General features: G+C 67.1%; 22 protein-coding genes and 1 other RNA gene. 7 read left to right on the forward strand and 16 right to left on the reverse strand.

Going from position 1 to position 22,974, the window contains the following annotated elements; all coding sequences use genetic code 11:
- Nucleotides 1-68 precede the first annotated feature (68 nt).
- Nucleotides 69-2,426 (forward strand): polyribonucleotide nucleotidyltransferase, encoded by a 2,358-nt coding sequence (gene pnp, locus ASE95_RS13550; RefSeq protein WP_056637205.1) that lies wholly within the window; start codon nucleotides 69-71, stop codon nucleotides 2,424-2,426.
- Between the two features lie 454 nt (nucleotides 2,427-2,880).
- Here pnp and ASE95_RS13555 read toward each other — a convergent pair whose 3' ends face one another.
- Entirely contained in the window at nucleotides 2,881-4,830 is a 1,950-nt protein-coding gene (locus ASE95_RS13555) for a sialate O-acetylesterase (RefSeq protein WP_200918836.1), read from the reverse strand.
- Between the two features lie 55 nt (nucleotides 4,831-4,885).
- The gene (locus ASE95_RS13560; protein ID WP_156348043.1) at nucleotides 4,886-5,659 is read right to left on the reverse strand and encodes a class II aldolase/adducin family protein; all 774 of its coding nucleotides are present in this window, start codon (nucleotides 5,657-5,659) and stop codon (nucleotides 4,886-4,888) included.
- A 154-nt stretch (nucleotides 5,660-5,813) separates the two neighbouring features.
- Here ASE95_RS13560 and paoA point away from each other — a divergent pair, with 154 nt between their 5' ends.
- Genes paoA through paoC form a run of 3 tightly spaced genes read left to right on the forward strand, consistent with a single transcriptional unit; the run spans nucleotide 5,814 to nucleotide 9,594 of the window.
- Nucleotides 5,814-6,452: an aldehyde dehydrogenase iron-sulfur subunit PaoA gene (gene paoA / locus ASE95_RS13565; protein ID WP_056637208.1), complete on the forward strand. Its 639-nt coding sequence runs from the start codon at nucleotides 5,814-5,816 to the stop codon at nucleotides 6,450-6,452.
- Nucleotides 6,449-7,402, forward strand: a complete 954-nt coding sequence (locus ASE95_RS13570) for an FAD binding domain-containing protein (protein ID WP_056637212.1) — start codon at nucleotides 6,449-6,451, stop codon at nucleotides 7,400-7,402. The genes paoA and ASE95_RS13570 overlap by 4 nt, the downstream gene beginning before the upstream one ends.
- Nucleotides 7,399-9,594 carry an aldehyde oxidoreductase molybdenum-binding subunit PaoC gene (paoC, locus tag ASE95_RS13575; protein ID WP_056637214.1) on the forward strand — a complete coding sequence of 732 codons (2,196 nt, stop codon included), beginning with the start codon at nucleotides 7,399-7,401 and terminating at the stop codon, nucleotides 9,592-9,594. Before ASE95_RS13570 ends, paoC begins: the two co-directional genes overlap by 4 nt.
- A 274-nt stretch (nucleotides 9,595-9,868) precedes the next feature.
- Here paoC and ASE95_RS13580 read toward each other — a convergent pair whose 3' ends face one another.
- The 11 genes from ASE95_RS13580 to ASE95_RS13625 all read right to left on the reverse strand — a co-directional run bounded on the left by ASE95_RS13580 (nucleotide 9,869) and on the right by ASE95_RS13625 (nucleotide 18,207).
- Nucleotides 9,869-10,162 carry a hypothetical protein gene (locus tag ASE95_RS13580; protein WP_056637217.1) on the reverse strand — a complete coding sequence of 98 codons (294 nt, stop codon included), beginning with the start codon at nucleotides 10,160-10,162 and terminating at the stop codon, nucleotides 9,869-9,871.
- The gene (locus tag ASE95_RS13585) at nucleotides 10,159-10,707 is read right to left on the reverse strand and encodes a J domain-containing protein (RefSeq protein WP_056637220.1); all 549 of its coding nucleotides are present in this window, start codon (nucleotides 10,705-10,707) and stop codon (nucleotides 10,159-10,161) included. Before ASE95_RS13585 ends, ASE95_RS13580 begins: the two co-directional genes overlap by 4 nt.
- A gap of 53 nt (nucleotides 10,708-10,760) precedes the next feature.
- An RNA gene (rnpB, locus tag ASE95_RS14475) (RNase P RNA component class A) lies at nucleotides 10,761-11,156 on the reverse strand.
- A gap of 10 nt (nucleotides 11,157-11,166) precedes the next feature.
- A complete protein-coding gene (locus ASE95_RS13590) occupies nucleotides 11,167-11,856 on the reverse strand; it encodes an N-acetylmuramoyl-L-alanine amidase (protein WP_056637224.1) in 690 nt (229 codons plus the stop codon).
- Between the two features lie 93 nt (nucleotides 11,857-11,949).
- On the reverse strand, nucleotides 11,950-12,780 hold the full coding sequence (locus ASE95_RS13595) for a CheR family methyltransferase (protein ID WP_056637227.1): 831 nt from the start codon (nucleotides 12,778-12,780) through the stop codon (nucleotides 11,950-11,952).
- Nucleotides 12,777-13,838, reverse strand: a complete 1,062-nt coding sequence (locus ASE95_RS13600; protein WP_235528328.1) for a chemotaxis protein CheB — start codon at nucleotides 13,836-13,838, stop codon at nucleotides 12,777-12,779. The genes ASE95_RS13595 and ASE95_RS13600 overlap by 4 nt, the downstream gene beginning before the upstream one ends.
- A gap of 28 nt (nucleotides 13,839-13,866) precedes the next feature.
- Nucleotides 13,867-14,232, reverse strand: coding sequence for a response regulator (locus ASE95_RS13605; protein WP_056637230.1), 366 nt, complete (start codon nucleotides 14,230-14,232; stop codon nucleotides 13,867-13,869).
- A gap of 71 nt (nucleotides 14,233-14,303) precedes the next feature.
- Nucleotides 14,304-14,738: a chemotaxis protein CheW gene (locus tag ASE95_RS13610; protein WP_056637233.1), complete on the reverse strand. Its 435-nt coding sequence runs from the start codon at nucleotides 14,736-14,738 to the stop codon at nucleotides 14,304-14,306.
- Nucleotides 14,735-17,029 carry a chemotaxis protein CheA gene (locus tag ASE95_RS13615; protein WP_056637236.1) on the reverse strand — a complete coding sequence of 765 codons (2,295 nt, stop codon included), beginning with the start codon at nucleotides 17,027-17,029 and terminating at the stop codon, nucleotides 14,735-14,737. The genes ASE95_RS13610 and ASE95_RS13615 overlap by 4 nt, the downstream gene beginning before the upstream one ends.
- A 67-nt stretch (nucleotides 17,030-17,096) precedes the next feature.
- A complete protein-coding gene (locus ASE95_RS13620; protein ID WP_056637238.1) occupies nucleotides 17,097-17,741 on the reverse strand; it encodes a histidine phosphotransferase family protein in 645 nt (214 codons plus the stop codon).
- A 10-nt stretch (nucleotides 17,742-17,751) separates the two neighbouring features.
- Nucleotides 17,752-18,207, reverse strand: coding sequence for a M67 family metallopeptidase (locus ASE95_RS13625; protein ID WP_056637779.1), 456 nt, complete (start codon nucleotides 18,205-18,207; stop codon nucleotides 17,752-17,754).
- Nucleotides 18,208-18,224: 17 nt separating this feature from the next.
- Between ASE95_RS13625 and ASE95_RS13630 the strand changes: the two genes are divergently transcribed.
- The 3 genes from ASE95_RS13630 (at nucleotide 18,225) to mtgA (ending at nucleotide 20,893) form a co-directional block, all read left to right on the forward strand.
- Entirely contained in the window at nucleotides 18,225-19,172 is a 948-nt protein-coding gene (locus ASE95_RS13630) for an RluA family pseudouridine synthase (RefSeq protein WP_056637241.1), read from the forward strand.
- 69 nt (nucleotides 19,173-19,241) lie between these two features.
- Complete coding sequence (rpoH, locus tag ASE95_RS13635) at nucleotides 19,242-20,144, forward strand: RNA polymerase sigma factor RpoH (protein WP_056637244.1); 903 nt, start codon at nucleotides 19,242-19,244, stop codon at nucleotides 20,142-20,144.
- 74 nt (nucleotides 20,145-20,218) lie between these two features.
- Complete coding sequence (mtgA, locus tag ASE95_RS13640) at nucleotides 20,219-20,893, forward strand: monofunctional biosynthetic peptidoglycan transglycosylase (RefSeq protein WP_056637247.1); 675 nt, start codon at nucleotides 20,219-20,221, stop codon at nucleotides 20,891-20,893.
- 5 nt (nucleotides 20,894-20,898) lie between these two features.
- Here mtgA and ASE95_RS13645 read toward each other — a convergent pair whose 3' ends face one another.
- From ASE95_RS13645 to modA, 3 genes are read right to left on the reverse strand one after another with little or no spacing between them, the layout of a single operon-like run.
- Complete coding sequence (locus tag ASE95_RS13645) at nucleotides 20,899-21,504, reverse strand: ATP-binding cassette domain-containing protein (RefSeq protein WP_056637250.1); 606 nt, start codon at nucleotides 21,502-21,504, stop codon at nucleotides 20,899-20,901.
- Complete coding sequence (gene modB / locus ASE95_RS13650) at nucleotides 21,494-22,177, reverse strand: molybdate ABC transporter permease subunit (RefSeq protein WP_056637253.1); 684 nt, start codon at nucleotides 22,175-22,177, stop codon at nucleotides 21,494-21,496. The genes ASE95_RS13645 and modB overlap by 11 nt, the downstream gene beginning before the upstream one ends.
- Complete coding sequence (gene modA, locus ASE95_RS13655) at nucleotides 22,174-22,938, reverse strand: molybdate ABC transporter substrate-binding protein (protein ID WP_082450154.1); 765 nt, start codon at nucleotides 22,936-22,938, stop codon at nucleotides 22,174-22,176. The genes modB and modA overlap by 4 nt, the downstream gene beginning before the upstream one ends.
- Between the last annotated feature and the right edge of the window lie 36 nt (nucleotides 22,939-22,974).

Consider the following 22,974-nt stretch of genomic DNA (forward strand, 5'->3'; position numbering starts at 1 on the left):
CCTCCGAGCCGCTCATGGCTCACTCGCAGGCCCCCCGCGCATCGGGTGCGGGGAGTGAAGGAAATCAGATGTTCGATACCAAGAAGGTGGAAATCCAGTGGGGCGGCCAGACGCTGACCCTGGAAACGGGCCGCGTTGCCCGCCAGGCCGACGGCGCGGTGCTCGCGACGCTTGGCGAAACGGTCGTGCTGTGCGCGGTGACCGCCGCCAAGACCGTGAAGGAAGGGCAGGATTTCTTCCCGCTCACCGTTCATTATCAGGAGAAGTTCTCCGCCAGCGGTCGTATCCCCGGCGGCTTCTTCAAGCGCGAGCGTGGCGCGACCGAGCGTGAGACGCTGGTCAGCCGCCTGATCGATCGCCCGATCCGCCCGCTGTTCCCCGAAGGCTTCTACAACGAGATCAACTGCATCGCGCAGGTGCTGTCGTATGATGGCGAGAACGAGCCGGACATTCTGGCGATGGTCGCCGCGTCGGCCGCGCTGACCATTTCGGGCGTGCCGTTCATGGGGCCGATCGGCTGTGCGCGCGTCGGCTACAAGGACGGCGAGTATCAGCTGAACCCGACCGATGCCGAGGTTGCCGAGGGCGAGCTCGACCTGGTCGTCGCCGCCACGCACGATGCGGTGATGATGGTCGAATCCGAAGCCAAGGAGCTGTCGGAGGACGTGATGCTGGGCGCGGTGATGTTCGCGCACAAGGCGTCGCAGCAGGTCATCGATGCGATCATCGATCTGGCCGAGCAGGCCGCGAAGGATCCGTGGGAGCTGGCGCCGGTCGAGGACAAGACCGCCAAGCTGACCAAGCTGAAGAAGGCGATCGGCAAGGACATGGAGGCGGCCTACAAGCTGACCGACAAGCAGGCTCGCCAGACCGCCGTGAACGCCGCGCGCACCAAGGCGCGTGAGGCGTTCGCATCGCTGAAGGAAACCGATCCGGCCGAATATCTCGGCACGCTGAAGCTGGTGAAGAAGCTGGAAGCGGACATCGTGCGTGGCGCGATCCTGAAGACCGGTCGCCGCATCGACGGTCGCGACACCAGGACCGTCCGTCCGATCGAGGCGGAAGTCCATTTCCTGCCGCGCTCGCACGGTTCGGCGCTGTTCACCCGCGGCGAGACGCAGACCATCGCCACCACCACGCTGGGTACCCGCGATGCGGAGCAGATGATCGACGGTCTGAACGGCCTGTCGTACCAGCATTTCATGCTGCACTATAACTTCCCGCCCTATTCGGTCGGAGAAGTGGGCCGCTTCGGCGCGCCGGGCCGCCGGGAGATCGGTCATGGCAAGCTGGCGTGGCGTGCGCTGCATCCGGTGCTGCCGACCAAGGAGGAATTTCCCTACACGATCCGCGTGACCAGCGACATCACGGAGAGCAATGGCTCGTCGTCGATGGCGACGGTGTGCGGCGGTTCGCTGTCGATGATGGATGCCGGCGTGCCGCTGAAGCGGCCGGTCTCGGGCATCGCGATGGGGCTGATCCTGGAGGGCAAGGATTTCGCGGTTCTGTCCGACATCCTGGGCGACGAGGATCACCTCGGCGACATGGACTTCAAGGTGGCCGGCACCAGCGAGGGCATCACCGCCCTGCAGATGGACATCAAGATCTCCGGCATCACCGAAGAGATCATGAAGGTCGCGCTGGCGCAGGCGCATGAAGGCCGCGCGCACATCCTGGCCGAGATGGCCAAGGCGCTCGACTCGACGCGCTCGGAACTGTCGGCGCACGCGCCGCGGATCGAGACCTTCACGATCGACAAGTCGAAGATCCGTGAAGTGATCGGCACCGGCGGCAAGGTGATCCGCGAGATCGTCGCCACCACCGGCGCGAAGGTCGACATCGACGACGAGGGCGTCATCAAGGTGTCGTCGTCGGATCACGCGCAGATCGACGCGGCGATCGCGTGGATCAAGGGGCTGGTCGAAGAGGCCGAGGTCGGCAAGATCTACGACGGCAAGGTCGTCAACATCGTCGACTTCGGTGCATTCGTGAACTTCATGGGTGGCAAGGACGGCCTCGTCCACGTCAGCGAGATGAAGAACGAGCGCGTCGAGAAGCCCGGCGACGTCGTGTCCGAGGGTCAGGCCGTGAAGGTCAAGGTTCTGGAGATCGATCCGCGCGGCAAGGTGCGCCTGTCGATGCGCGTCGTCGATCAGGAAACCGGTGCCGAGCTGGAAGATACCCGTCCGGCGCGCGAACCGCGCGAGGGCGGCGATCGCGGCCCGCGCGGTCCTCGCCGTGACGGCGGCGGCGGCGGTGGCCGTGGCGGCGAGCGCGGCGGTGATCGCGGTGGCGACCGTGGTGGTGATCGCGGCGGCGACCGTGGGCCACGGCGCGACGGACGTGGCCCGCGTCGCGAAGGCGGCAAGGACGAGGGCGAAGCGCCTGCGTTCGCTCCCGCCTTCCTGACCAACGACCGCGACTGATCGCATTGTCCGTGTGACGTGAAGGAGCCCCGGCAGCGATGCCGGGGCTTTTTTTACGTTGGGTCGGGATGGGGCCGCGATCAGGAGCGTTGGGGATCGCGCCGGCCCGGCATGCGATGCCCGGCCCACGGTCGCAACAGCCGTTCGAAGGCCTGGTCTGTCTTTCGGTCGAGTATCAGGTGCCCCACCTCGCTCGAACGATCGTGGCCCATTCACGGATCAGGGTCGGCTCGACTCACGCCGGTCTTCTCGCGCGCACCGTGATCAGGAGCGAGACGCACGTTTACGCGAACCGCTCACATGTTCTCACCGACGATCACTCGTCCCCGTCCTCCATTGCGAGCGTAGCGACGCGATTCAGGCCGTCCTGATCCCGCGCCGGATTGCTTCGCTACGCTCGCCACAACGAGCGACATCGGAGCTCTCAGACCTAAAGGTCGGTGTCACGACGACCCTATTCCACCGGCCTGACGAATGGCGCGGCGGGCAGGTCCGCGCCGTCGAACAGGTTGGTGAAGGGCGCGTCCGCCCAGGCATAGCGCACCCGCGTCACGCCCGCGCGGTTCGCGCCCGGCAAGACCACCACATCACCACGCGCCTCTGCCGGTGCGTAGCGGCAATCGTCACCCGCGCATGTCTCGAAACCGATCGCGTGCCCGGCGCTGTAACTGTGCAATCCGCCGGTCACGTTGCGATAGCGGACGACCAGATCCGCGCCGCTGCGCGTCACCGCCGCCACCTCCGGCCCGCTGCGCAGCCCCGGCCGCCCGTAAGCGATCACCCGCGCCAGCCGTGCCAGCCGTTCGCCGACCAGCGTCTTCTGCGTCGGATGGATATCGAAACGGTCGCCGACGTCGATCGTCACCGCCAGCCCGGCATGGGCGTCCCGCGCGACGGCCTGCGCCTGCGCCTCACGCAATGCCGCCCAGTCCGATGCACCAGCCGCGGTGGCTGGCTTGCCGAACGAAGTCAGCTGGACGACGAAGAACGGCAGCGTCGGCGCGGCGAACGTCCGCCGCCAGTCGGCCATCAACAGCGTCATCAACTCGCGGTAATCCGACGCCTCCCCCGCGTTCGATTCGCCCTGATACCAGGCCGCCAGCTTCAATCCGTAATCGGCGAGCGGGGCGATCATGCCGTTGTGCAGCGTCCCGAGGCTGTTGGGCACATCCCACGGCGCGGCAGGGATATTCTCCCCGGTCATCGCCCGCCCACGGAGATAGCGCCACGGCCCGCTGAACGGCACCAATGTCCCGTCGGCAAGCTCCAGCCCGCGTGGTGCCGCGCCGGTCAGTCCGCCACCCTTCGCCCCACCGAGGACACGGATCGCCACGATGTTGCGCCCCACCCGAAGCGCGCCAGCCGGCACGTCGTAATGCCGCCATGCCCAGTCGACGCTGCCGCCGCCGACGAACCGTCCGTTGACCCAGGTATCGTCGAAATGGTCGATCGGTCCCAGTTGCAGCATCTTCGCCGCGGCCACCTGCGCCGCGGTAAGCTCGATCGTGCCGCGCAACCACATCGCGCCCTCGAAGGCGGCCAGCGCCGGGACACCCGCCTGCGTCCAGGCGCTGGTGGCGATCGTCGGCCACGCGCCGTCATCATAGGCGGCATCACGGAAAGCGGCCTGTCGCGCCGTATCCGGATCGTGCGCCTGCCACCACGCGTCGCGGCGCGCGCCGTCCTGCGCGACCGCGGCCTCGCGGTTCCGTCCGTAAGCCGCGACCGCCGCCACGCCCTCGCGCAATCGCGGGATCGTCGCCAGCGCCGCCGGGCTGGTCCAGCTTTCGATCCGTGTGCCGCCCCATTCCGAATTGATGAAGCCGATCGGCACTTTTTCGCTCTGCCGCAGCGAGCGGGCCATATAGTAACAGACTGCCGAGGCATCGCCGACCGTCTGCGGCCCCACACGCTGCCATTTGGCGGGTGCCTCCAGATCGTCGAGCGGGGTCGCGCTGCTGGTGTCGGGGATCGTCACGTAACGCAGGTCGTCGTCGGCGGGGGTCTGCAACGCGCCCCAGGCGTTGGTCGACGCCTTGACCATGAACTCCATGTTCGATTGCCCGCCGCACAGGAACACGTCGCCGACCATGATGTCGTTCAGCGTCTGCGTCGCGCCCCCGCCCACCACCGACAGCCTGTACGGTCCGCCTGCCGCCATCGCCGGCAGCGAGGCGCGCCATTTGCCGCTGGCATCCGCTTTCACCGCAGCGGCGCGATCACCCAGCCGCACCGTCACTCGCGCGCGCGGCGCTGCCTGCCCCCACAAGGCGATCGGCCGGTCGCGCTGAAGCACGGCATGATCGGCGAAAATGCGCGCAAGACGCGGCGCAGGCTCCTGCGCCATCACTGGCACCGCCAGCGCCATCAACGAAACCGCCCCGATCCCGCGCCACATCGCCATCTTCCCCTATTGTGTTGTTAGCGCTCCCTTATCGCAAGCGATGCGGCCACGCCACTCAGTCGCGATAGGAAGGATCGATGCGGTCCAGCTTGCGCAGCAGCGCCGGCCACGCCAGCCCGCGCGCCAGCATCCCGATCCCCGCGGGCGGCGATTGCTGCGCGACCTTGCCCTCCACGCCCTGCGGCGGCGTATTCAGTCCATCACGTCCGGCCGACAGCATCAACACCTGCGCCTCGCAGGCGCGTTCGAGGAAATAGAGCCGCAGGAAGCAGGACGCGACGGAGTCACCCACCGTCAGCGTGCCGTGATTGCGCAGGATCATCGCGTGGCGGCGGCCGAGGTCGACCACCAGCCGCTCGCGTTCCTCAAGGTCCGTCGCGATGCCCTCATAATCGTGATAGGCGACGTCGTGCGCCGCGATCATCGCGGTCTGGGTGTGCGGCAATAATCCGCACGCCATCGCCGACACCGCCTGACCATGCGGCGTATGAAGGTGCATCACCGCATGCGCATCGTCACGCGCCATGTGGATCGCGGAATGGATCGTGAAACCCGCAGGGTTGACCGGATGGCTGCTGTCGCCGACCGGCTGCCCCGCCACGTCGATCTTGACCAGCGAGGAGGCGGTGATCTCCTCGAACATCATGTCGTAGGGATTGATGAGGAAATGGTGCTCCGGCCCCGGTACCCGCGCGGACAAATGGGTGAAGATCAGGTCGTCCCATCCGTATAGCGCGACCAGCCGGTACGCCGCCGCCAAATCGACCCGCGCCTCCCGTTCTCCGGGTGCCATCGTCGTCGGTGCGGCCGTCGCGACACTTCCCATCATCGATCCTCTCTGTCCTTTATGGCCGAAGCCTATCGAAGGCTGTAGCGCTTCGCCACCCCGCCGCTTATCCTTGCTTTGCAACCGGATATAACCTGGATCGGGTGCGTTTCACTATCACGCGCGACGCTCCGGCCGCGCCGCCAGCAGGATCGACATGACCGAAGCCAACGGATTTCGCCCCACGCGTCGCGGGGCCCTCGTCAGCGGCGCAGCCGCCGCCTCCACCGTCACTCTTCCCGTCGAGGCGCGCCCGCTGCCGGCCGAGGCGGTACCCGCGACGATGCCGGTCACCTTCACCGTCAACGGCAAGCGTCGCGAACTGGACCTCGATCCGCGCGTTACGTTGCTGGACGCGCTGCGTGAGCATCTGCATCTCACGGGCAGCAAGAAGGGCTGCGACCACGGGCAATGCGGCGCATGCACCGTGATGGTCGACGGCAAGCGGATCAATTCGTGCCTGACGCTGGCGGTGATGCACGACGGCGATGCGATCACCACGATCGAGGGATTGGGCAAGCCCGGCGACCTCCACCCGATGCAGGCAGCGTTCGTGAAGCACGACGGGTATCAATGCGGCTATTGCACGCCGGGGCAGATCATGGCGGCGGTGGCGATGTTGCAGGAGATCAGGGACGGTGTGCCCAGCTACGTTTCGAACGACCTGAACGCCACCACGCGGCTGGACGCGCACGAGCTGCGCGAGCGGATGAGCGGCAACATCTGCCGCTGCGCCGCTTACTCGAACATCGTCGCCGCCATCGCCGATGTCGCCGGCGCGGAGGATGTGGCATGAAGCCCTTCACCTTCGAGCGCGCGACCAGCGCCGCCGCCGCCGCCGCCGCCGTCGCGGCAAAGCCGGGTGCGAAGTTCGTCGCGGGCGGCACCAACCTGCTCGACCTGATGAAGTTGCAGATCGAAACGCCGACGCATCTGGTCGACGTCAACCGGCTTGGCCTCGACCGGATCGAGGCGACTCCGGACGGCGGCCTTCGTGTGGGCGCGATGGTGCGCAACACCTCGCTTGCCGCGGACGACCGGGTGCGCCGCGATTACGGCGTGCTCAGCCGCGCGCTGCTGTCGGGCGCGTCCGGGCAGTTGCGTAACAAGGCGACCACCGCGGGCAACCTGCTCCAGCGCACGCGCTGCCCGTATTTCTACGACACCAATCAGGCGTGCAACAAGCGCAAGCCGGGATCGGGCTGTGCGGCGCTTGGCGGATACAGCCGCGCGCTGGCGGTGATCGGCACCAGCAAGGATTGTATCGCCACGCATCCCAGCGACATGGCGGTGGCGATGCGCGCGCTGGATGCGGTGGTCCAGACGGTCGACGGCGGTGGCACGACGCGCTCGATCCCGATCGCGGACTTCCATCGCCTGCCCGGCAACACACCGTGGATCGAAACGTCGCTGAAACCCGGCGAGATGATCACCGGGGTGACCCTGCCCGCGCCGGTGCGCGGTACCCACATCTACCGCAAGGTCCGCGACCGCGCCTCTTATGCTTTCGCGACCATCTCGGTCGCGGCGGTGCTGCCGGAAAGCGGGACGCCACGCTTCGCGTTCGGGGGGCTGGCGCACAAGCCGTGGCGGGTCGCGGCTGCGGAGACGCGACTGGACGGCGGCGCGAAGGCGATCGCCGCCGCCGTGCTCGCCGGGGCCACGCCGACCACCCAGAACGCTTACAAATTGCCGCTGGTGGAGCGCACGCTCGCCGCGGTGCTCGCCGAAGGAGGCGCGGCATGAAGTTCGACACACCCGCAGGCACCAATCCGATCGACCAGTTGAAGGTGATCGGCAAGCCCACCGACCGGATCGACGGTCCGCTGAAGGTCAGCGGCACCGCCCCTTACGCCTATGAACGCCATGACGCCGCGCCCAATCACGCTTACGGCGTCATCGTGGGAGCGAGCGTCGCCAAGGGCCGCATCACCCATATCGACAGCGCCGACGCGCGACGTGCGCCCGGCGTGCTGGCAGTCGTAACATACGAAAACGCCGGCAAGATCGCCAAGGCCAAGGCGCATACCGCAACGATGCTCGCCGGCCCGGAGGTCGAACATTACGATCAGGCCGTCGCCGTCGTGGTCGCCGAAACCTTCGAGCAAGCACGCGATGCCGCCAAGCGCGTGCGCGTCGATTACGCACGTGCCAAGGGCAAGTACGATCTGGCCGGCGCCAAGGGCGCGGCGCCGATCGCCAAGGGCGACAAGATGAAGACCGCGCGCGGCGATTTCGCGGGTGCGTTCGCCGCTGCCCCGGTCACGCTCGATGCGACCTACACCACCCCTGACCAAAGCCACATGATGATGGAGCCGCATGCCACCATCGCGGCGTGGGAGGGCGACGCGCTGACGCTGTGGACCAGTAATCAGATGATCGCCTGGGCGGTCCGCGACATGAGCGAGACGCTGCTGATCCCCAAGGAGAAGGTGCGCGTCGTCTCCCCGTATGTCGGCGGCGGGTTCGGCGGAAAATTGTGGGTACGCTCCGACGCGGTGATGGCCGCCCTGGGGGCAAAGGTGGCGGGACGCCCGGTCAAGGTCGCGCTGGCGCGGCCGCAGCTGATGAACAACACCACCCACCGCCCGGCGACGATCCAGCGCATCCGCATCGGTGCGGAAAAGTCTGGGAAAATCAGCGCGATCGCGCACCAGACATGGTCTGGCGACTTGCCCGGCGGCGGGCCGGAGACGGCGGCCAATCAAACGCAATTGCTCTACGCCGGGGCCAACCGCCTGACCGAGACGCATCTGGCCGTGCTCGACCTGCCGGAAGCCAATGCGATGCGTGCGCCCGGCGAAGCGCCCGGGATGATGGCGCTGGAAATCGCGATGGACGAAATGGCGGAGAAGCTGGGCATGGACCCGGTCCGCTTCCGCATCGTCAACGACACGATGGTCGATCCCGAACAGCCGGAACGCAGATTCTCCGACCGCAATCTCGTGCGCTGTCTTGAGGAAGGCGCGAAGGCGTTCGGCTGGGAACGGCGCAACGCGAAACCCGGGCAGGTTCGCGATGGCGACTGGTTGATCGGCATGGGAATGGCGGCGGCGTTCCGCAACAACATGAACATGAAGTCGGGCGCGCGCGTCGGCGTCGACCGCAAGGGCGTCGTGACGGTCGCCACCGACATGACCGACATCGGCACCGGCAGCTACACGATCATCGCGCAGACCGCCGCCGAAATGCTGGGCGTCCCGCTCGACAAGGTCATCGTGCTACTGGGTGACAGCCGCTTTCCGGTCTCGGCCGGTTCGGGCGGGCAATGGGGTGGCAACAGCTCGACCGCCGGCGTCTATGCGGCATGCGTCGATCTGCGCCGCCGTATCGCACAGAAGCTCGGCTTCAACTCCGACGACGTGACCTTCGCCGATGGCAAGGTGACCAGCGGCAATCGCTCGGTCGAGCTCGCCAAGGCGGCGGGCGATGAGGGGCTAAGTGGCGAGGACTCGATGGAATATGGCACGCTGGAGAAGGATTATGCGCAAGCGACCTTCGGCGCGCATTTCGTCGAGGCCGGCGTTGACGTACACACCGGTGAGATCCGGGTGCGCCGCATGTCGGGGGTCTATGATGCCGGGCGCATCCTGAACCCCAAGGCCGCGCGCAGCCAGGTGATCGGTGGCATGACGATGGGGATCGGCGCGGCGTTGATGGAGGATGCGGTGGTCGATCCGCGCTTCGGCTATTTCGTGAACCACGACCTCGCCGAATATCACGTACCGGTCCATCTGGACGTGCCGCATCAGGAAGTGGTGTTCCTCGACACGCTCGACGACAAGACGTCGCCGATGAAGGCCAAGGGTGTCGGTGAACTCGGGCTGTGCGGTGCGGCGGCGGCCGTGGCGAACGCGGTCTACAACGCCTGTGGCGTCCGCATCCGCGATTACCCGCTGACCCTGGACAAGGTGCTGAAGGGCTTGCCGCTGGCCTGAGCGCCGCTCGGCGGGTCGTACCGCGCCGCCCGGTACGCAAGAGAGTCGACCGCCCCGGTCCTGAGCCGGGGCGGCTCTCCTACCGGCGTGGGCGGGGATCGCGGTGCCGAGGCGGATCGGCGCTGTCCTACAACGGTACGTCGACGATATCAGCCACGGATGCGATCACGCCGCCATTCCCGCCAGAACCACGACGTCATCACCGATGGCCCGCGTTCCGTGCCGCGACGTGGTGTGATGTTTGTCAACTTCCACGCGTGTCCGTCCCACGACGTTACCGCAGCGTATCCGCCAGCGACTCGATCTCCGCCCCTTCCGGCACGATCCGCCACCGCTCCGGCGTCCGGCTGTCCACGATCGTCACCGCGCCTTTCGGGCAGATACCCAGGCAGCGCGTCTCCACCACGCCGACCGTCGCCTTGCGGCCCTTGCCGAACCCCGGCTCCGCACACAGCGCCCTGGCCAGCGAGTGCTTGCCCTTGGCGCCGAACCCGCCGCCGATTTTCTTCGAACATTTACCGCATACCAGCACCGCGCCGGTCCAGCCGGCCCGGACGTGATCCTTCACGCCTCCGCCCCGGGCTTCCAGGTACGCGCATCCTCGGCGGTGCGCAGCACGTCGTATGCCGCCTGGATCGCCTGGAATCGCGCGGCGGCATCCTTGTCGCCGGGCCGCACGTCCGGGTGGTTGGACTTCGCCAGTCGCCGCCACGCCAGCCGCACGTCGTCGAATGTCGCATCCACTTCCAGCTCCAGCACTTCCAGCGCGCGCATCTCGTCGCGCGAACGGCTGCCGTCGCCCGGCCCTGCCCAGGCCTGGTGCTTGGATTGCGCGAAGCCGCCCGCATCGCGGCGCTCGTTGGCCTCACGCTCCGCCGCCTCTTCGGCGGACAGACCCTCGAAGTAATTCCAGCCGCGGTTGTATTCGGCGGCATGTGCCTGACAGAAATACCAGCGATCCGGGCTGTTCGGCGATTTCGGCGCGGGGCAATTGCCCGGCTCGGTGCAGCCGTGCCGGTCGCACAGCTTCACCGTCGTCGCCTCACGCGCGGCACCATAGCTGCGCCAGCGGGGAAAGCCCCAGTCGTTCGATCGTGTCGGGATACGTGCCATGCGCCCCCGCACATAAGGTGGCGGCCGCGATGCGCCAAGCGAAGCCGGCGTAATTTGCCAGAGGGCCTGTAAGCCGGGTTCTGTCCACCTCCGTTACGGAGGATAGGCGACCATTCCTCTAGGCGTGCCGTTACCGACACGCTCAAGCAACCAACCCGGGCAGCGAGTGGAAACACACCCCGGATGCCCGAAGACACCCATGCCGCCCCTATTCGGTCTTGCTCCCGGTGGGGTTTACCGTGCCACGACCGTTACCGGCCGCGCGGTGCGCTCTTACCGCACCCTTTCACCTTGACCGGGCCGAAGCCCAGGCCGTCTGCTCTCTGTTGCACTGTCCCTGACCTCAACCGCAAGGCCGAAGCCGGCGGGCGTTACCCGCCACCGTCGTTCCGTGGAGCCCGGACTTTCCTCGGCACGCTTGCGCGTGACGCGGCCGCCCGGCCCTCTGGCCTGCCCCCTCTACTCATCCCCTTGCGGTTTGGGAAGCAGCAGCGCGAGCAGGATCATCCGGCATTCGGCATCCATCTCGCCGTCGATCATTTCGGGCCGGAACCGGCGTTGGAACGCCATGATCGCGGCCATCCGGTCCCCGACGTCATAGCCGAACCGCTCCAGCGCCAGACAGAACGCCGCCTCGCCCCACATCGGGTCCACCAGGTTCCTGGTCGGGCGCGGCAAGGCCAGCCGCAATCGCGACAATCGATGCCACGGAAACAATTCACCCGGATCACGCTTGCGCCGTGGTGCGATGTCCGAATGGCCGACGACATTGCCACGGGTGATCTCGTACTTGTCCTTCAGATGCGCGACCAGCCGGATCACCGCTTCGACCTGCGCTTCCGGGAAATCACGATAGCCGAATTCATGACCGGGATTGACGATCTCGACACCGATGGAGGCAGAATTGACGTCGGTGATTCCGCGCCAATGGGCACGTCCGGCGTGCCACGCCCGGCGTTCGTCGGGCACCAGCCGCGTCACCGTTCCGTCCTCGTCGACGAAATAGTGACAGGACACTTCGGCTGCCGGATCGCGCAACCGGTCGAGCGCCTCGGCGGCGGTCCTCATCCCGGTGTAATGCAGCACAATCATCGAGATCGGCAGCACGCGTTCGTTGAAGTTCGGCGACGGCGCCTCCTGGCACTTCATCGCCGCGCCCCGCCCGTCTTCCGCCGCCCGATCGTCACGATCACCACCACCGACCTCGCCATCGATTGATCCGTGGCAACGTCCGTCGCGAAATCAGCGTCCGGTGTAAACCCGCTTGCGATCTTCGTCATCGCCGGCCCGCTCGTACAGCCCCCGTGCACGCAGGCTGGGGCGCAAGCGGCTGGACTGACCGATCACCGTCTCCCCCGCGCCCAGCAGCAGCAAGCCGTCGGGGCGCAATGCCCCGGCAAGCCGCTCCAGCACTCGTTCGCGCAGCGGCGGCGCCAGATAGAAGAGTACGTTGCGGCACAGGATCAGGTCGAACTGCCCCGCCGGTGGCGCGTCGACGACAAGGTTGTGGCGGCGATAATGTATCGCACCCGCCAGTGACGCCGACACGCGCCACTGATTGTCGGTCGTCGGCTCGAACCATTTGACCATGCGGCGAACCGGCAGGCCGCGCTGGATCTCGAACTGCGTGTAGGTACCATCGCGGGCGCGGGCCAGCGCGGCGGCGGACACGTCGGTCGCGACGATCTCCGGCATCGTCCCGCCCGCTTCTGCGAACAGCATCGCGAGCGACAACGGCTCCTGACCGGTCGCGCACGCCGCGCACCAGATACGCAGCGGATGGTCCCCGTGCGTCGCCGCCGCGACCGCCCCCTCGATCACGCCGGCATCGCGGAAGAACGACGTCTCCTGATTGAGCAGCGCATCGACGATGCGGTCGCCCAGCGACTTGTCCTTGCCCTCTATCAGCCGTGCGGCGAGTTGGTCGATGCGATCAAGCGTCAGCGACTGCAACAGCGGCCCGAGTGCGGCATCGTACCGCCAACTGCGTCCAGCCGCGATGCGCTGCCCGGTGCGCGCCTCCAGCAGGCCGGCAAAAACACGCGCGGAGCCGGCGTCGATGCCGCCGATCATGCGCGCATGCCAGCGCGCTGCGCGGCGATCATCGCACCGATTTCGTGGGGGGCGAGCACCGCATCGGCCAGCCCCGCCGCCGTCACGGCACCCGGCATCCCCCACACCACCGAGGATTCCCGATCCTGCACCACGATCGTGCCACCCGCGGCCCGGACGGCGCGAGCGCCTTCCAGTCCGTCGCGCCCCATGCCGCTCAGCACGATGGCCAGCAGCCGGGCACCATAGACCGCGGCCATGCTGGCGAACATCGGATCGACCGACGGTTCGTTGCCGGTCGGGGCCGGCTCCTGCGAAAGGCGGGTGCAGATGCGGCCGTTCGGCATCGCCGTCACCAGCAAGTGCGCATCGCCGGGCGCGATCAAAACTTCCCCGTCGCGAACGGCGCTGCGCTCGGTGGCGATGCCGCACGGACGCCGCGCCGACGTGCCGACCTGCGCCGCGAAGAAGGGCGAAAAGGACGGCGGCAGGTGCTGCGTGATGAAGATCGGCTGCTTCATGTGCGACGGGACCTGCGCCAGCACGGATGCCAGCGCGTGGATACCGCCCGTCGACGCGCCGATCGCGATCGCATCGAACGGTCGTGGCGCCATCACCGTGGCGCGGCGCGGGCCGGCAGCCGGGCCGTCCGACGTGGCCAGCAGGTCGAGCCGCGACAGCAGCGTTTCACCGAAGCGGGTGGCGAATGCGCCGATACTTGGCTTCACCAGCGTGTCGGCCGCTCCCAGCGCCAAAGCCCGCATCGTCACTTCGGCACCCGCGGCCGCCGCACTCGACACCACCAGCACGCGGGCACCCGCACCGGCCTTCAGCAATTCGGGCAGCGCATCGATGCCGTCGCGATGCGGCATCACCAGGTCCAGCAGGATCAGGTCGACGCGGTGCGCCGCCAGAAAGGCCAGCGCCCGCGGCGCATCCTGCAACGCACCGGCAAGCTCGAACCGGCCGCTGCCGACGATGAAACGTGACAGTGCCGCGCGCGCCACCGCCGAGTCGTCGACGATCAGCACGCGTGGCATCAATCGCCCGGCCATGCCGGAAACGTTGCGCGGGATCATGTCCGGGCTCGACACGCGCGCCGCGAGTTCAGGCGACGCCGACGATCTGGAGCTTGCTGTGCAGCGTCTCCCGGTCGAAAGGCTTCATGACATATTCGTCCGCGCCCGCCTCGATAGCCGCACGGATATGCGCCATGCCGTTCTCGGTCGTGCAGAACACCACCTTCGGTCGGTGCGGCAGCGTCTCCTCACCCAGCGCGCGCAGGAACTCCATGCCGCTCATCACCGGCATGTTCCAGTCGAGCAGGATCACGTCCGGACACGAACGACGGCAATGATGCAGCGCCTCCCGCCCGTCACAAGCCTCCGAAACCGCGAAGTCCAGCGCCTCCAGAATGTGCCGGGCGACCTTGCGGATCACCTTGGAATCATCGACGATCAGGCAGCTCTTCATAGTATGTCCGATTTCTCTGGCCTTGCACGGTTTTGCGCATATCGCGGTAAGGATGGAGTTAATGCCGGTGGTCAGACGAGCGCGCTGGCGCGGGCGACCAGCCGGTCGACGTCGACCGCCACCAACGTCTCGCCGATCCCATCGGCCACACCGGTGACGAAGTCCCATTCGCTGGCGGAACCATGGGCGGTCGGCGTGGGCGAAAGGGCGAACGTCGCGACGTCCTCCAGCGCGTCGACCGCGATCGCGTACAGGTGGCCGTCGACGATCGTCGCCACGGCCCGCCCCCCGCCGCCGTCGCGCCGCATCGGGGTCATCCCGAACAGCGCCCGCACGTCGATGACGGTCGCCACGCGGCTGCGCATCGCGGCCAGCCCCACCACGGCCGGCGCGGCACCGGGCGCCGGGACGATCCCGCCGACCTCGACCACCGAATCGACGCGACCCGCATCGAACAGGACACCGCACGTCCCGACCCGTGCGATCAGATGCAACGAAGCGTTCATGCCGCATAATCCTTGAGCGCAGCGAGCAGGGCCGCCCGATCGTAGCGGTAGAGCGGACGCCCACGCTCACGGCTGAGACGCAGGGCCGGCACGGGCGCGGTATCGGCATCGTCTTCCATCGCCAGGGCCAGCGCGACTGTCACCCCCGGTGGCGCGTTGCGGACCACACGGTAACCGGCCTGTTCGATCGCGGGTTTCAGGAACGCCTCCATCCATCCGCTTTCCGCGCCGTGCAGCAGGCACAGGGGCCGTTCGCCCACGATCTGCAGGCCGGCGAACAGGCCGAGCGGGTCGATCAGTTCGATCGGCTCGCCATCGATCACCGCGAGCCCGCCGATGATCCCGCCATGATCGGCCGGTGCCGCAATCTCCGTGGGCAGCGGCACGATCTCGATCGGATCGGCGATCGGGTACGCCATCTCCTGATCGTCCAGCTTCAGGCGCAGGACCTTGCGGATCTCGGATGCCACGGCGCCGTTGCCCGGCCATACCGGGATCGAGCGATCTCCGATGGTCAGCCACAATCCGCCCGCCAACGCGCGGACGGCGTCGGGTCGCACGCTCTCGATCCGGTCGACGGCCTCGGACACGATCATGCGCCGCACGCCGTCGACATCGTCGAACAGCAGCGCGCGCACCTGCTCGTTCACCTCTGCCTCGGCGATCACATCGGCAGCCGGTTCGAACGTCAGCGCGGCGCGCACGGCGATCGCGGAGCAATCCAGCAGCAGGATCGGTGCGCCGTCGTCGGGCAGCATCTGGCCGGCATAGATGCCCGCGCTCATCACCGCCGGTGCGGCGGGCTTCACGACCAGTTCCTGCGTGTCACGCACGCCGTCGAGCGCAAGCGCGAAGCGACCTTCGCGCAGGGAGACGATCGCCAGATAGCGTGGCGCGAATGCCACCGCGTCCTGCCCGAGCAGCATCGGCAGCGACACCATCGGCAGCCGTTGCCCGCGCAGCAGCACCATCGCACCGCTCGCCAGCCGATCGACGCGCACCGCCCCCCCGTCCACCGCGACGATCTCGTCGACGGACTGGCGCGGGATCGCGAAGCGGGTGCCCGCCGCGTCGACGATCACGGCGTTGAGGATCGCCAGCGTCAGCGGCACCTCAAGCGCGATCGTCAGGCCGTGCCCCGGCCTACTTGCCAAAGAGATGCGACCGCCGGCCTGTTCGACGTTGGCCTTCACCACGTCCATGCCCACGCCGCGTCCCGACAAGGCCGTTACCTCGTCACGCGAAGACAGCCCGGGTTCGAAGATCAGGCGCAGCCTTTCCTCCTCATCCAGTCCGGCCAATTCGCCGGCCCGTGACGGTTGCGCTTGCAACGCCTTGACCAGCAAGCGATCGCTGTCGATCCCCCGACCATCGTCGGCGATCTCGATGATGATGAGATTGCCCGCCTGCCGCGCCACGACCCGCAGCCGCCCGGTCGGCGGCTTGCCCGCGATCACCCGCTCGGCGCGATCCTCTATGCCATGGTCCACCGCGTTGCGGACCAGATGGACCAGCGGATCGCGAAGCAACTCGATCATCTCACGGTCAAGCTCGACATCGCCACCCTCGATCGTCAGCGAAACCGACTTGTCGAGTGCTGCCGCGGCATCGCGCGCCAGACGCGGCAACGCCGAAAAGAGCGACTCGACGCGCTGCATTCGCGTCCGCGTCACCGTGTCGCGCAATTCGTCCACCGAAATGCTGAGCCGCTCGAGCATGGACTCGAGGCGGGGATCGCTCATCATCCGCAAGTGACGCGCAAGCTGGTTGCGCGCGAGGACCATGTCGGACACGCCGCTCATCATCCGGTCGAGCAAGTCGACGGAAAGCCGCACCGAACGCTTGGGCGCGGCGCGAACCGCAGCGATGATATTCCCCGTATCGACGGTCGGCGTCGGCTGCGCGGGTATCACGTCACCGGTGATCGTTCCGCCCAGCGCGGCGATCAGCAGCGTTTCGCCATCCTCGACCAGCGCCTCTCCCGCATCGATCGCCTCCACGATCTCGCCGATCCGATCGATGATGGCGAGAATGGCGTTGACCAGTGCCGGACCCGGGAGGCGCTCCCCCGCCCGCACCGCCGCCAGCGCGTCCTCGGCGGCGTGGCTCAGCCGCGCAAGGCGCGGAAGGTCCAGGAAGCCGCAACTCCCCTTGATGGTGTGAACGAAGCGAAAGATCGCGTCGAGCCGACCGCGATCGCCGGGATCGGCCTCCCAGCCGACGATCTCGCCCGAGATCGCCTCGAGCGTTTCGCGCGTCTCCGCGATGAATTCCTGCAGCAGATCGTCCATGCGGTCCCATCGCCCCGGCCAGGGGGACCGCATCGCATGGCAGGGGTTAAAAGGGTCTTTACCGCCATCAGCGATGCGGCAGCGTAGCCCCGAACATCACCGCATTATCGACAGGATCGCTGACCATCACCGAGCCGCCCACTTCGGTGGCGAGGGCATGGATCAGGAAAGCAGCCGCAGCACGCGGCGTCACCGATTCTTCTCTGGCATCGCCGATCAGCGTCGCGCGCAATTCGGGATCCAGCACGATCCGCGGCCCTTCTGCCCGCAGCACGATCTCGATCGCATCCGTGCTCTCCTCGATACCGATCGTGACGGTCCCGCCACGCACCAGCGTGTCGCCGGCGATCAAGGCCAGGTTGAGCAGCACCTTTACCGCTACCTTCGGCAGTTCGGCATCCTCGACCAGCCATTGCAGCTGCAGACGTTTGTTGTCCCCAAGCAACCCCTCGATCGCCTGCCGCGCCTCCCGCACGTCCACGCGCTCCCCAAAGCCGCCCGCCGCGCCGAACGCCAGCCGAAAGAACTTCAGCTTGTTCGCCGACGTCCGTGCACTTTCGTTGAGCAGTTCGAGACAGCGGGCGCGCATGTCCGGATCGGTCTCGTCGTTAAGCAACTCGAGCCCGTTGTTCAGCGCACCGACCGGCGACAGCAGGTCGTGGCAAAGCCGCGAACATAGCAGGGATGCAAAATCGACCGGGCTGATGGTCATCGGGGTGGAACTACCTCGGCGGAGTGGAGATTCCGCCTTGTGGCGAGTCGCGGACCGCGGCGCAACCGGTTACGACCAGCGGCGCCTTGTCGAAGCGGCCGAGCAACGCGCCACCGGCTACGGCACGCCACGCCGTCACCTCCGCCCCCGCCACGATCAACCAGATACTGCCATCCGGGACGGCGTCGGCTGCGTCACGCGGAGAGGGGCGTGCGATCCCGGATGGGTGCGAATGATAATGGCCGATCACCGCCGGCCCGCCGTGCCGCGCACTACGATGCGCGGCGATCAGTGCGGCGGGATCGATCTCGAACCGGACCGCCGGATCGGCGGCGACGTTGCGGCAGGCGACCAGCCGCTCCACCCGTCCCTCGCACCCCAGCAACAATCCGCAGATTTCCTCGCACGTTGCCGCAGCCCACGCGCGAAGGTCGTTGTGGAGGGCAATTGTAATTTCTACGCTCATCGCCATCTAGCTTAGCAATGGACCGGGGGGTCATCATCATGGAAACGACCATCGCCCCGGCCGCGGACGGCTGGCGAGTGGATCGTGCGTTGGCCGACGCGGTGCCGACGCTGTCGCGCGAGCGGCTGAAGGTGCTGATCAACGCCGGACAGGTCACGCAGGGTGGCGTGCCGATGCGTGACCCGTCGCGGAAGTCGCGTGCGGGCGAAGCGTTCCAGATCGCGGTCCCCGCCCCGACGGCGGCGCATAACGAAGCACAGGACATTCCGCTGGTGATCGCCTTCGAGGACGAACATCTGATCGTGCTGAACAAGCCCGCCGGGTTGGTCGTGCATCCTGCCGCCGGCAATCTGGACGGTACCTTGGTCAACGCGCTGCTTCACCATTGCCGGGGATCGCTGTCGGGGATCGGTGGCGTGGCCCGGCCCGGGATCGTGCATCGCATCGACAAGGATACGTCCGGATTGATGGTGGCGGCGAAGACCGACCGGACCCACGAGGGGCTGGCCAGGCAATTCGCCGCGCACAGCATCGACCGGCGCTACCGCGCGATCGTCGGCGGGCGACCCATGCCGGCGGCAGGCAGCGTCGACGCACCGCTGGCCCGTTCGCCCAACAATCGCAAGAAGGTAGCGATCGTACAGGGCGGCAAGCGCGCGGTGACGCACTATCGTTCGCTGGAGCCGTTGCGAGAGGCGACGTTGGTGGAATGCCGGTTGGAAACGGGGCGCACGCACCAGGTCCGCGTCCACATGGCATCGATCGGCCATGCCTTGCTGGGTGACCCGGTGTATGGTAGAACAAAACATGCTCACAAGGGCGTGCTCGAAACGCTGGGTTTCCGGCGTCAGGCGTTGCATGCGGCGCACCTTGGGTTCATCCACCCGGTGACGGGCGACCATCTGTCGTTTGACAGCGCGATGCCGCCGGACATGCAGGAACTGTTCACGCAGCTTGTCGTATAGTTTCAGGGTATGCGTGTCGCGTCGCACCATCGACGCCCGCCTGCGCCGTTTGAAGGGAGATCAAGGATCATGGCAGCTCGCAGCAACGTCCCCGCGACGATCCCTGCGCTCGGCGGTGAGCAAAGCCTCAATCGCTACCTGTCCGAGATCAAGAAATTTCCGATCCTGGCGCCCGAGCAGGAATACATGCTCGCCAAGCGCTTTCAGGAGCATGGCGATACCGACGCCGCCGCGCAGCTGGTTACCAGCCATCTGCGGCTCGTCGCCAAGATCGCAATGGGGTATCGTGGCTATGGCTTGCCGGTCAGCGAGCTGATTTCCGAGGGGAATATCGGCCTGATGCAGGGCGTGAAGAAGTTCGAGCCCGATCGCGGCTTCCGACTTGCGACCTATGCGATGTGGTGGATTCGCGCCTCGATCCAGGAGTTCATCCTGCGCTCGTGGAGCCTGGTGAAGATGGGCACCACCGCAGCGCAGAAGAAGCTGTTCTTCAACCTGCGCCGCATGAAGGCACGTCTGGACGCGTTCGAAGACGGTGACCTGACCCCGGAAAATGTCCAGAAGATCGCCACCGATCTTGGCGTGACCGAGGCCGACGTGGTCAGCATGAACCGTCGCATGGCGATGGGCGGCGACACGTCCCTCAACGTTTCGATGCGGGAGGATGGCGAGGGTCAGTGGCAGGATTGGCTGCAGGACGACGCGCCCTTGCAGGACAGCATCGTCGCAGACCAACAAGAAGCGGACGTGCGGCATGACATGCTGGTCAACGCGATGGGCGACCTCAACGACCGGGAAAAGCATATCCTGACCGAGCGTCGCTTGACCGACGATCCGAAGACGCTGGAGGAACTGAGCCAGGTTTACGGTGTGAGCCGCGAGCGGGTTCGCCAGATCGAGGTTCGGGCGTTCGAAAAGCTGCAACGCGCGATGATGCGGCTTGCGGGCGAAAAACGGCTGCTGACCGCTTGATGCGGGTACCGGGGATGGTGGACACCATCCTCGGGGCTTGAGGAAAGGGCACGCGTGCCCGTACGGTGGCGGCCATGTTCACCGTGCTTCGCTTGTTGTTCAAGATGGTCATCGGCTTCGTGGTCGTGTCACTCCTCTGGGTTGGCATTTACGCCTTCGTGCCGGTGCCTTTCACGATGACGATGGCGGGTGATCTGCTGAGCGGACATTCGGTGACGAAGGACTGGACGCCATTGTCGCGGATCGACCCGGACATGGCGCGCGCCGCGATCGCGGGCGAGGATAGCAAATTCTGTAGTCACCACGGGTTCGACTGGCGCGCCATCGCGGGTGCGGCGGCGAGCAACGCCGATGGCGGACGCGTGCGCGGCGGCTCGACGATCAGTCAGCAAACCGCGAAGAACGCGTTCCTTTTCCAGGGCGGCGGCTATCTGCGCAAGGCGTTGGAGGCGTGGTTCACCGTGCTGATCGAGACGATCTGGGGCAAGCGCCGGATCATGGAAGTGTATTTGAACATCGCCGAAACCGGCATCGGCACTTATGGCGCGGAGGCGGCGGCACAACGGTATTTCCGCCATTCCGCCGTCACGCTGAGCCCCCTCGAAGCCGCTCGAATCGCAGCGGTACTGCCACTTCCGAAAAAGCGCGAAGCAGTGACGCCGGGCGGTTTCGTGCGACGGCGCGGGAACCAGATCGCCCGCTATGTCGGCTTCGTCCGGCGCAACGCGCTCGATGCCTGCGTACGCTGAATATTCTAGCCGATCGTGATCACGCGGTCGCCCAGCCGCTCAGCCTCCGCGACCTCATGCGTGACCATCAGGATCGGAACCGCCCGTGCATCGCGCACGCGCTCGATCGCCTGCATCGCCTCTTCGCGGCGGGCGGGATCGAGCGACGACAAGGGTTCGTCGAGCAACAGGAACGCCGGGTCGCGCAACAAGGCGCGCCCGATCGCCACCCGGCGCGCCTCCCCACCGGAAAGCGTGCGCGGCCAGCGGCGTAGCAGATGCGCGATGTCGAGCGTGGCGGCTACTTCCGCCAGCCGCGTTGCGTCCCGCGCGCCATACAGAAGGTTGGCTTGCACGCGGCGATGCGGAAACAGGCGCGCGTCCTGGAAGACATAGCCGACACGCCGTCGTTCGGGGGCAAGATCGATCCCCGCGTGCGTATCGAACAACGTGCGCCCATTGACCCGCACATGTCCGTACGCCGGCTTCAGCAGACCGGCGATGATGTCGAGCAGGCTGGTCTTGCCGATGCCTGACGGGCCGACCAGCACCGTCAGGCCATCACCTGTCACGAAGCACGCGCCGACGGACGCCTCGCCTCGTTTCACATGTACGTCGACGTCAAAGGACATGCACGCCGCGTCCAGCGCGCCGCACCAGCGCCTCCGACACGATCAGCGCGATCAACGACAAAGCCACCGACACCCCGGCCAGCCGCCAGACCTCCGCTTCGCCGCCCGGTCGCTGCAACGCGGCGTAGATGGCAAGCGGCAGCGTCTGCGTTTCGCCCGGGACGTTGGAGACGAAGGTGATCGTCGCGCCGAACTCGCCGATCGCGCGCGCCAGCCCAAGCACCACCGCCGCCGCCACGCCCGGCGCGGCAAGTGGCAGCGTGACCGTCGCGTAGGCGCGCCAGCGTGACGCACCAAGCGTACGCGCCGCCTGCTCCAGCCGCCGATCGACGGCCTCTATCGACAGCCGCATCGCGCGAACCATCAACGGCAGCGCCATGACTGCGGCTGCGATCGCCGCTCCCGTCCAGCGAAACAGTACCGATACGCCGAACCCGCGTTCGAGGAACGCGCCGATCGGTCCGGCTGGCGCAAAGGCGAGCAGCAGCAACCATCCGGTGACCACCGGCGGCACCACCAGCGGCAAGTGAACCAATGCGTCGATCAACACCTTCCCCGGGAATTGCCACCGCGCCAGCACCCAGGCCAGCGCGAAGGCGACCGGCAATGCGCCGAGTGTCGCGACGCCGCCGACAAGCAGGGTCAACCGGACGATCGTAAGCAGCTCGCTCAAGGCGCGGTGAAGCCGTGCCGGACGAAAATCGCCCGCCCGGCGTTCGAGAGCAGAAAGCGCCGAAAGCCCTCGGCTTCACTCGCCCTTCCGCCAGTCAATCGCGCGATCGGGTAGACGATGGGCGCGTGACTGCGCGGCGGAAAGACTCCTACGATCCGGACGTTCCGCGCGGCGAGCGCATCCGTGGCGTAGACGATACCGTATGGTGCCACGCCACGCTCGACCAGCGCCAGCGCCGCCCGGACATTCTCGGCCCGGACCACCCGTGGCGCGACCGTGTTCCACGCACCCAGTCGGGTCAGGGCGGCGCGCCCGTACTTGCCGGCGGGCACGCTGTCGGGATCGGCCATCGCGAGCGCCCCCGCACCAAGAACCTTCGCCAACGCCGCCCCCCTGACATCGCTGACACGCGGCAAGCCGGGGCGAGCCACCACCACAAGCCGATTGCGCGCCAGAACCGCGCGAGTGCCGACGACGATCGATCCGCGTTTCTGAAGGTCGTTCATCCAGTCGTCATCGGCGGAGACGAACAGGTCGGCACGTCCGCCGGCCGCGACCTGGCGCGCGAGTGCCGAGGAGGCCGCAAACGAGACGCGGGGTCGCTCATGACCGGCGCGCGTCCAGGTATCGGCAGCGTCGGTCATCGCCTCCTGAAGGCTGGCTGCGGCAAGAACCAACGGTGCCCGTTCCTGCGCGGCGGCCGGCACGGTCAGGGCGAACGGGAAAACCAGCAGCAGGATCAGGCGCAGGGCGGCGACCATCATACGGCCTCTGGATGCCGACCGTCGCCAGCGGAC

Source organism: Sphingomonas sp. Leaf231 (assembly GCF_001421995.1).
Classification (GTDB): Bacteria; Pseudomonadota; Alphaproteobacteria; order Sphingomonadales; family Sphingomonadaceae; genus Sphingomonas.

Excerpts from the sequence above, each read along its gene's own strand:
- pnp (WP_056637205.1), top strand. The coding sequence starts at position 69 with ATGTTCGATACCAAGAAGGTGGAAATCCAGTGGGGCGGCCAGACGCTG.
- ASE95_RS13555 (WP_200918836.1), bottom strand. The coding sequence starts at position 4,830 with ATGGCGATGTGGCGCGGGATCGGGGCGGTTTCGTTGATGGCGCTGGCG.
- ASE95_RS13560 (WP_156348043.1), bottom strand. The coding sequence starts at position 5,659 with ATGATGGGAAGTGTCGCGACGGCCGCACCGACGACGATGGCACCCGGA.
- paoA (WP_056637208.1), top strand. The coding sequence starts at position 5,814 with ATGACCGAAGCCAACGGATTTCGCCCCACGCGTCGCGGGGCCCTCGTC.
- ASE95_RS13570 (WP_056637212.1), top strand. The coding sequence starts at position 6,449 with ATGAAGCCCTTCACCTTCGAGCGCGCGACCAGCGCCGCCGCCGCCGCC.
- paoC (WP_056637214.1), top strand. The coding sequence starts at position 7,399 with ATGAAGTTCGACACACCCGCAGGCACCAATCCGATCGACCAGTTGAAG.
- ASE95_RS13585 (WP_056637220.1), bottom strand. The coding sequence starts at position 10,707 with ATGGCACGTATCCCGACACGATCGAACGACTGGGGCTTTCCCCGCTGG.
- ASE95_RS13590 (WP_056637224.1), bottom strand. The coding sequence starts at position 11,856 with ATGAAGTGCCAGGAGGCGCCGTCGCCGAACTTCAACGAACGCGTGCTG.
- ASE95_RS13595 (WP_056637227.1), bottom strand. The coding sequence starts at position 12,780 with ATGATCGGCGGCATCGACGCCGGCTCCGCGCGTGTTTTTGCCGGCCTG.
- ASE95_RS13600 (WP_235528328.1), bottom strand. The coding sequence starts at position 13,838 with ATGATCCCGCGCAACGTTTCCGGCATGGCCGGGCGATTGATGCCACGC.
- ASE95_RS13605 (WP_056637230.1), bottom strand. The coding sequence starts at position 14,232 with ATGAAGAGCTGCCTGATCGTCGATGATTCCAAGGTGATCCGCAAGGTC.
- ASE95_RS13610 (WP_056637233.1), bottom strand. The coding sequence starts at position 14,738 with ATGAACGCTTCGTTGCATCTGATCGCACGGGTCGGGACGTGCGGTGTC.
- ASE95_RS13615 (WP_056637236.1), bottom strand. The coding sequence starts at position 17,029 with ATGGACGATCTGCTGCAGGAATTCATCGCGGAGACGCGCGAAACGCTC.
- ASE95_RS13620 (WP_056637238.1), bottom strand. The coding sequence starts at position 17,741 with ATGACCATCAGCCCGGTCGATTTTGCATCCCTGCTATGTTCGCGGCTT.
- ASE95_RS13625 (WP_056637779.1), bottom strand. The coding sequence starts at position 18,207 with ATGAGCGTAGAAATTACAATTGCCCTCCACAACGACCTTCGCGCGTGG.
- ASE95_RS13630 (WP_056637241.1), top strand. The coding sequence starts at position 18,225 with ATGGACCGGGGGGTCATCATCATGGAAACGACCATCGCCCCGGCCGCG.
- rpoH (WP_056637244.1), top strand. The coding sequence starts at position 19,242 with ATGGCAGCTCGCAGCAACGTCCCCGCGACGATCCCTGCGCTCGGCGGT.
- mtgA (WP_056637247.1), top strand. The coding sequence starts at position 20,219 with ATGTTCACCGTGCTTCGCTTGTTGTTCAAGATGGTCATCGGCTTCGTG.
- ASE95_RS13645 (WP_056637250.1), bottom strand. The coding sequence starts at position 21,504 with ATGTCCTTTGACGTCGACGTACATGTGAAACGAGGCGAGGCGTCCGTC.
- modA (WP_082450154.1), bottom strand. The coding sequence starts at position 22,938 with ATGGTCGCCGCCCTGCGCCTGATCCTGCTGCTGGTTTTCCCGTTCGCC.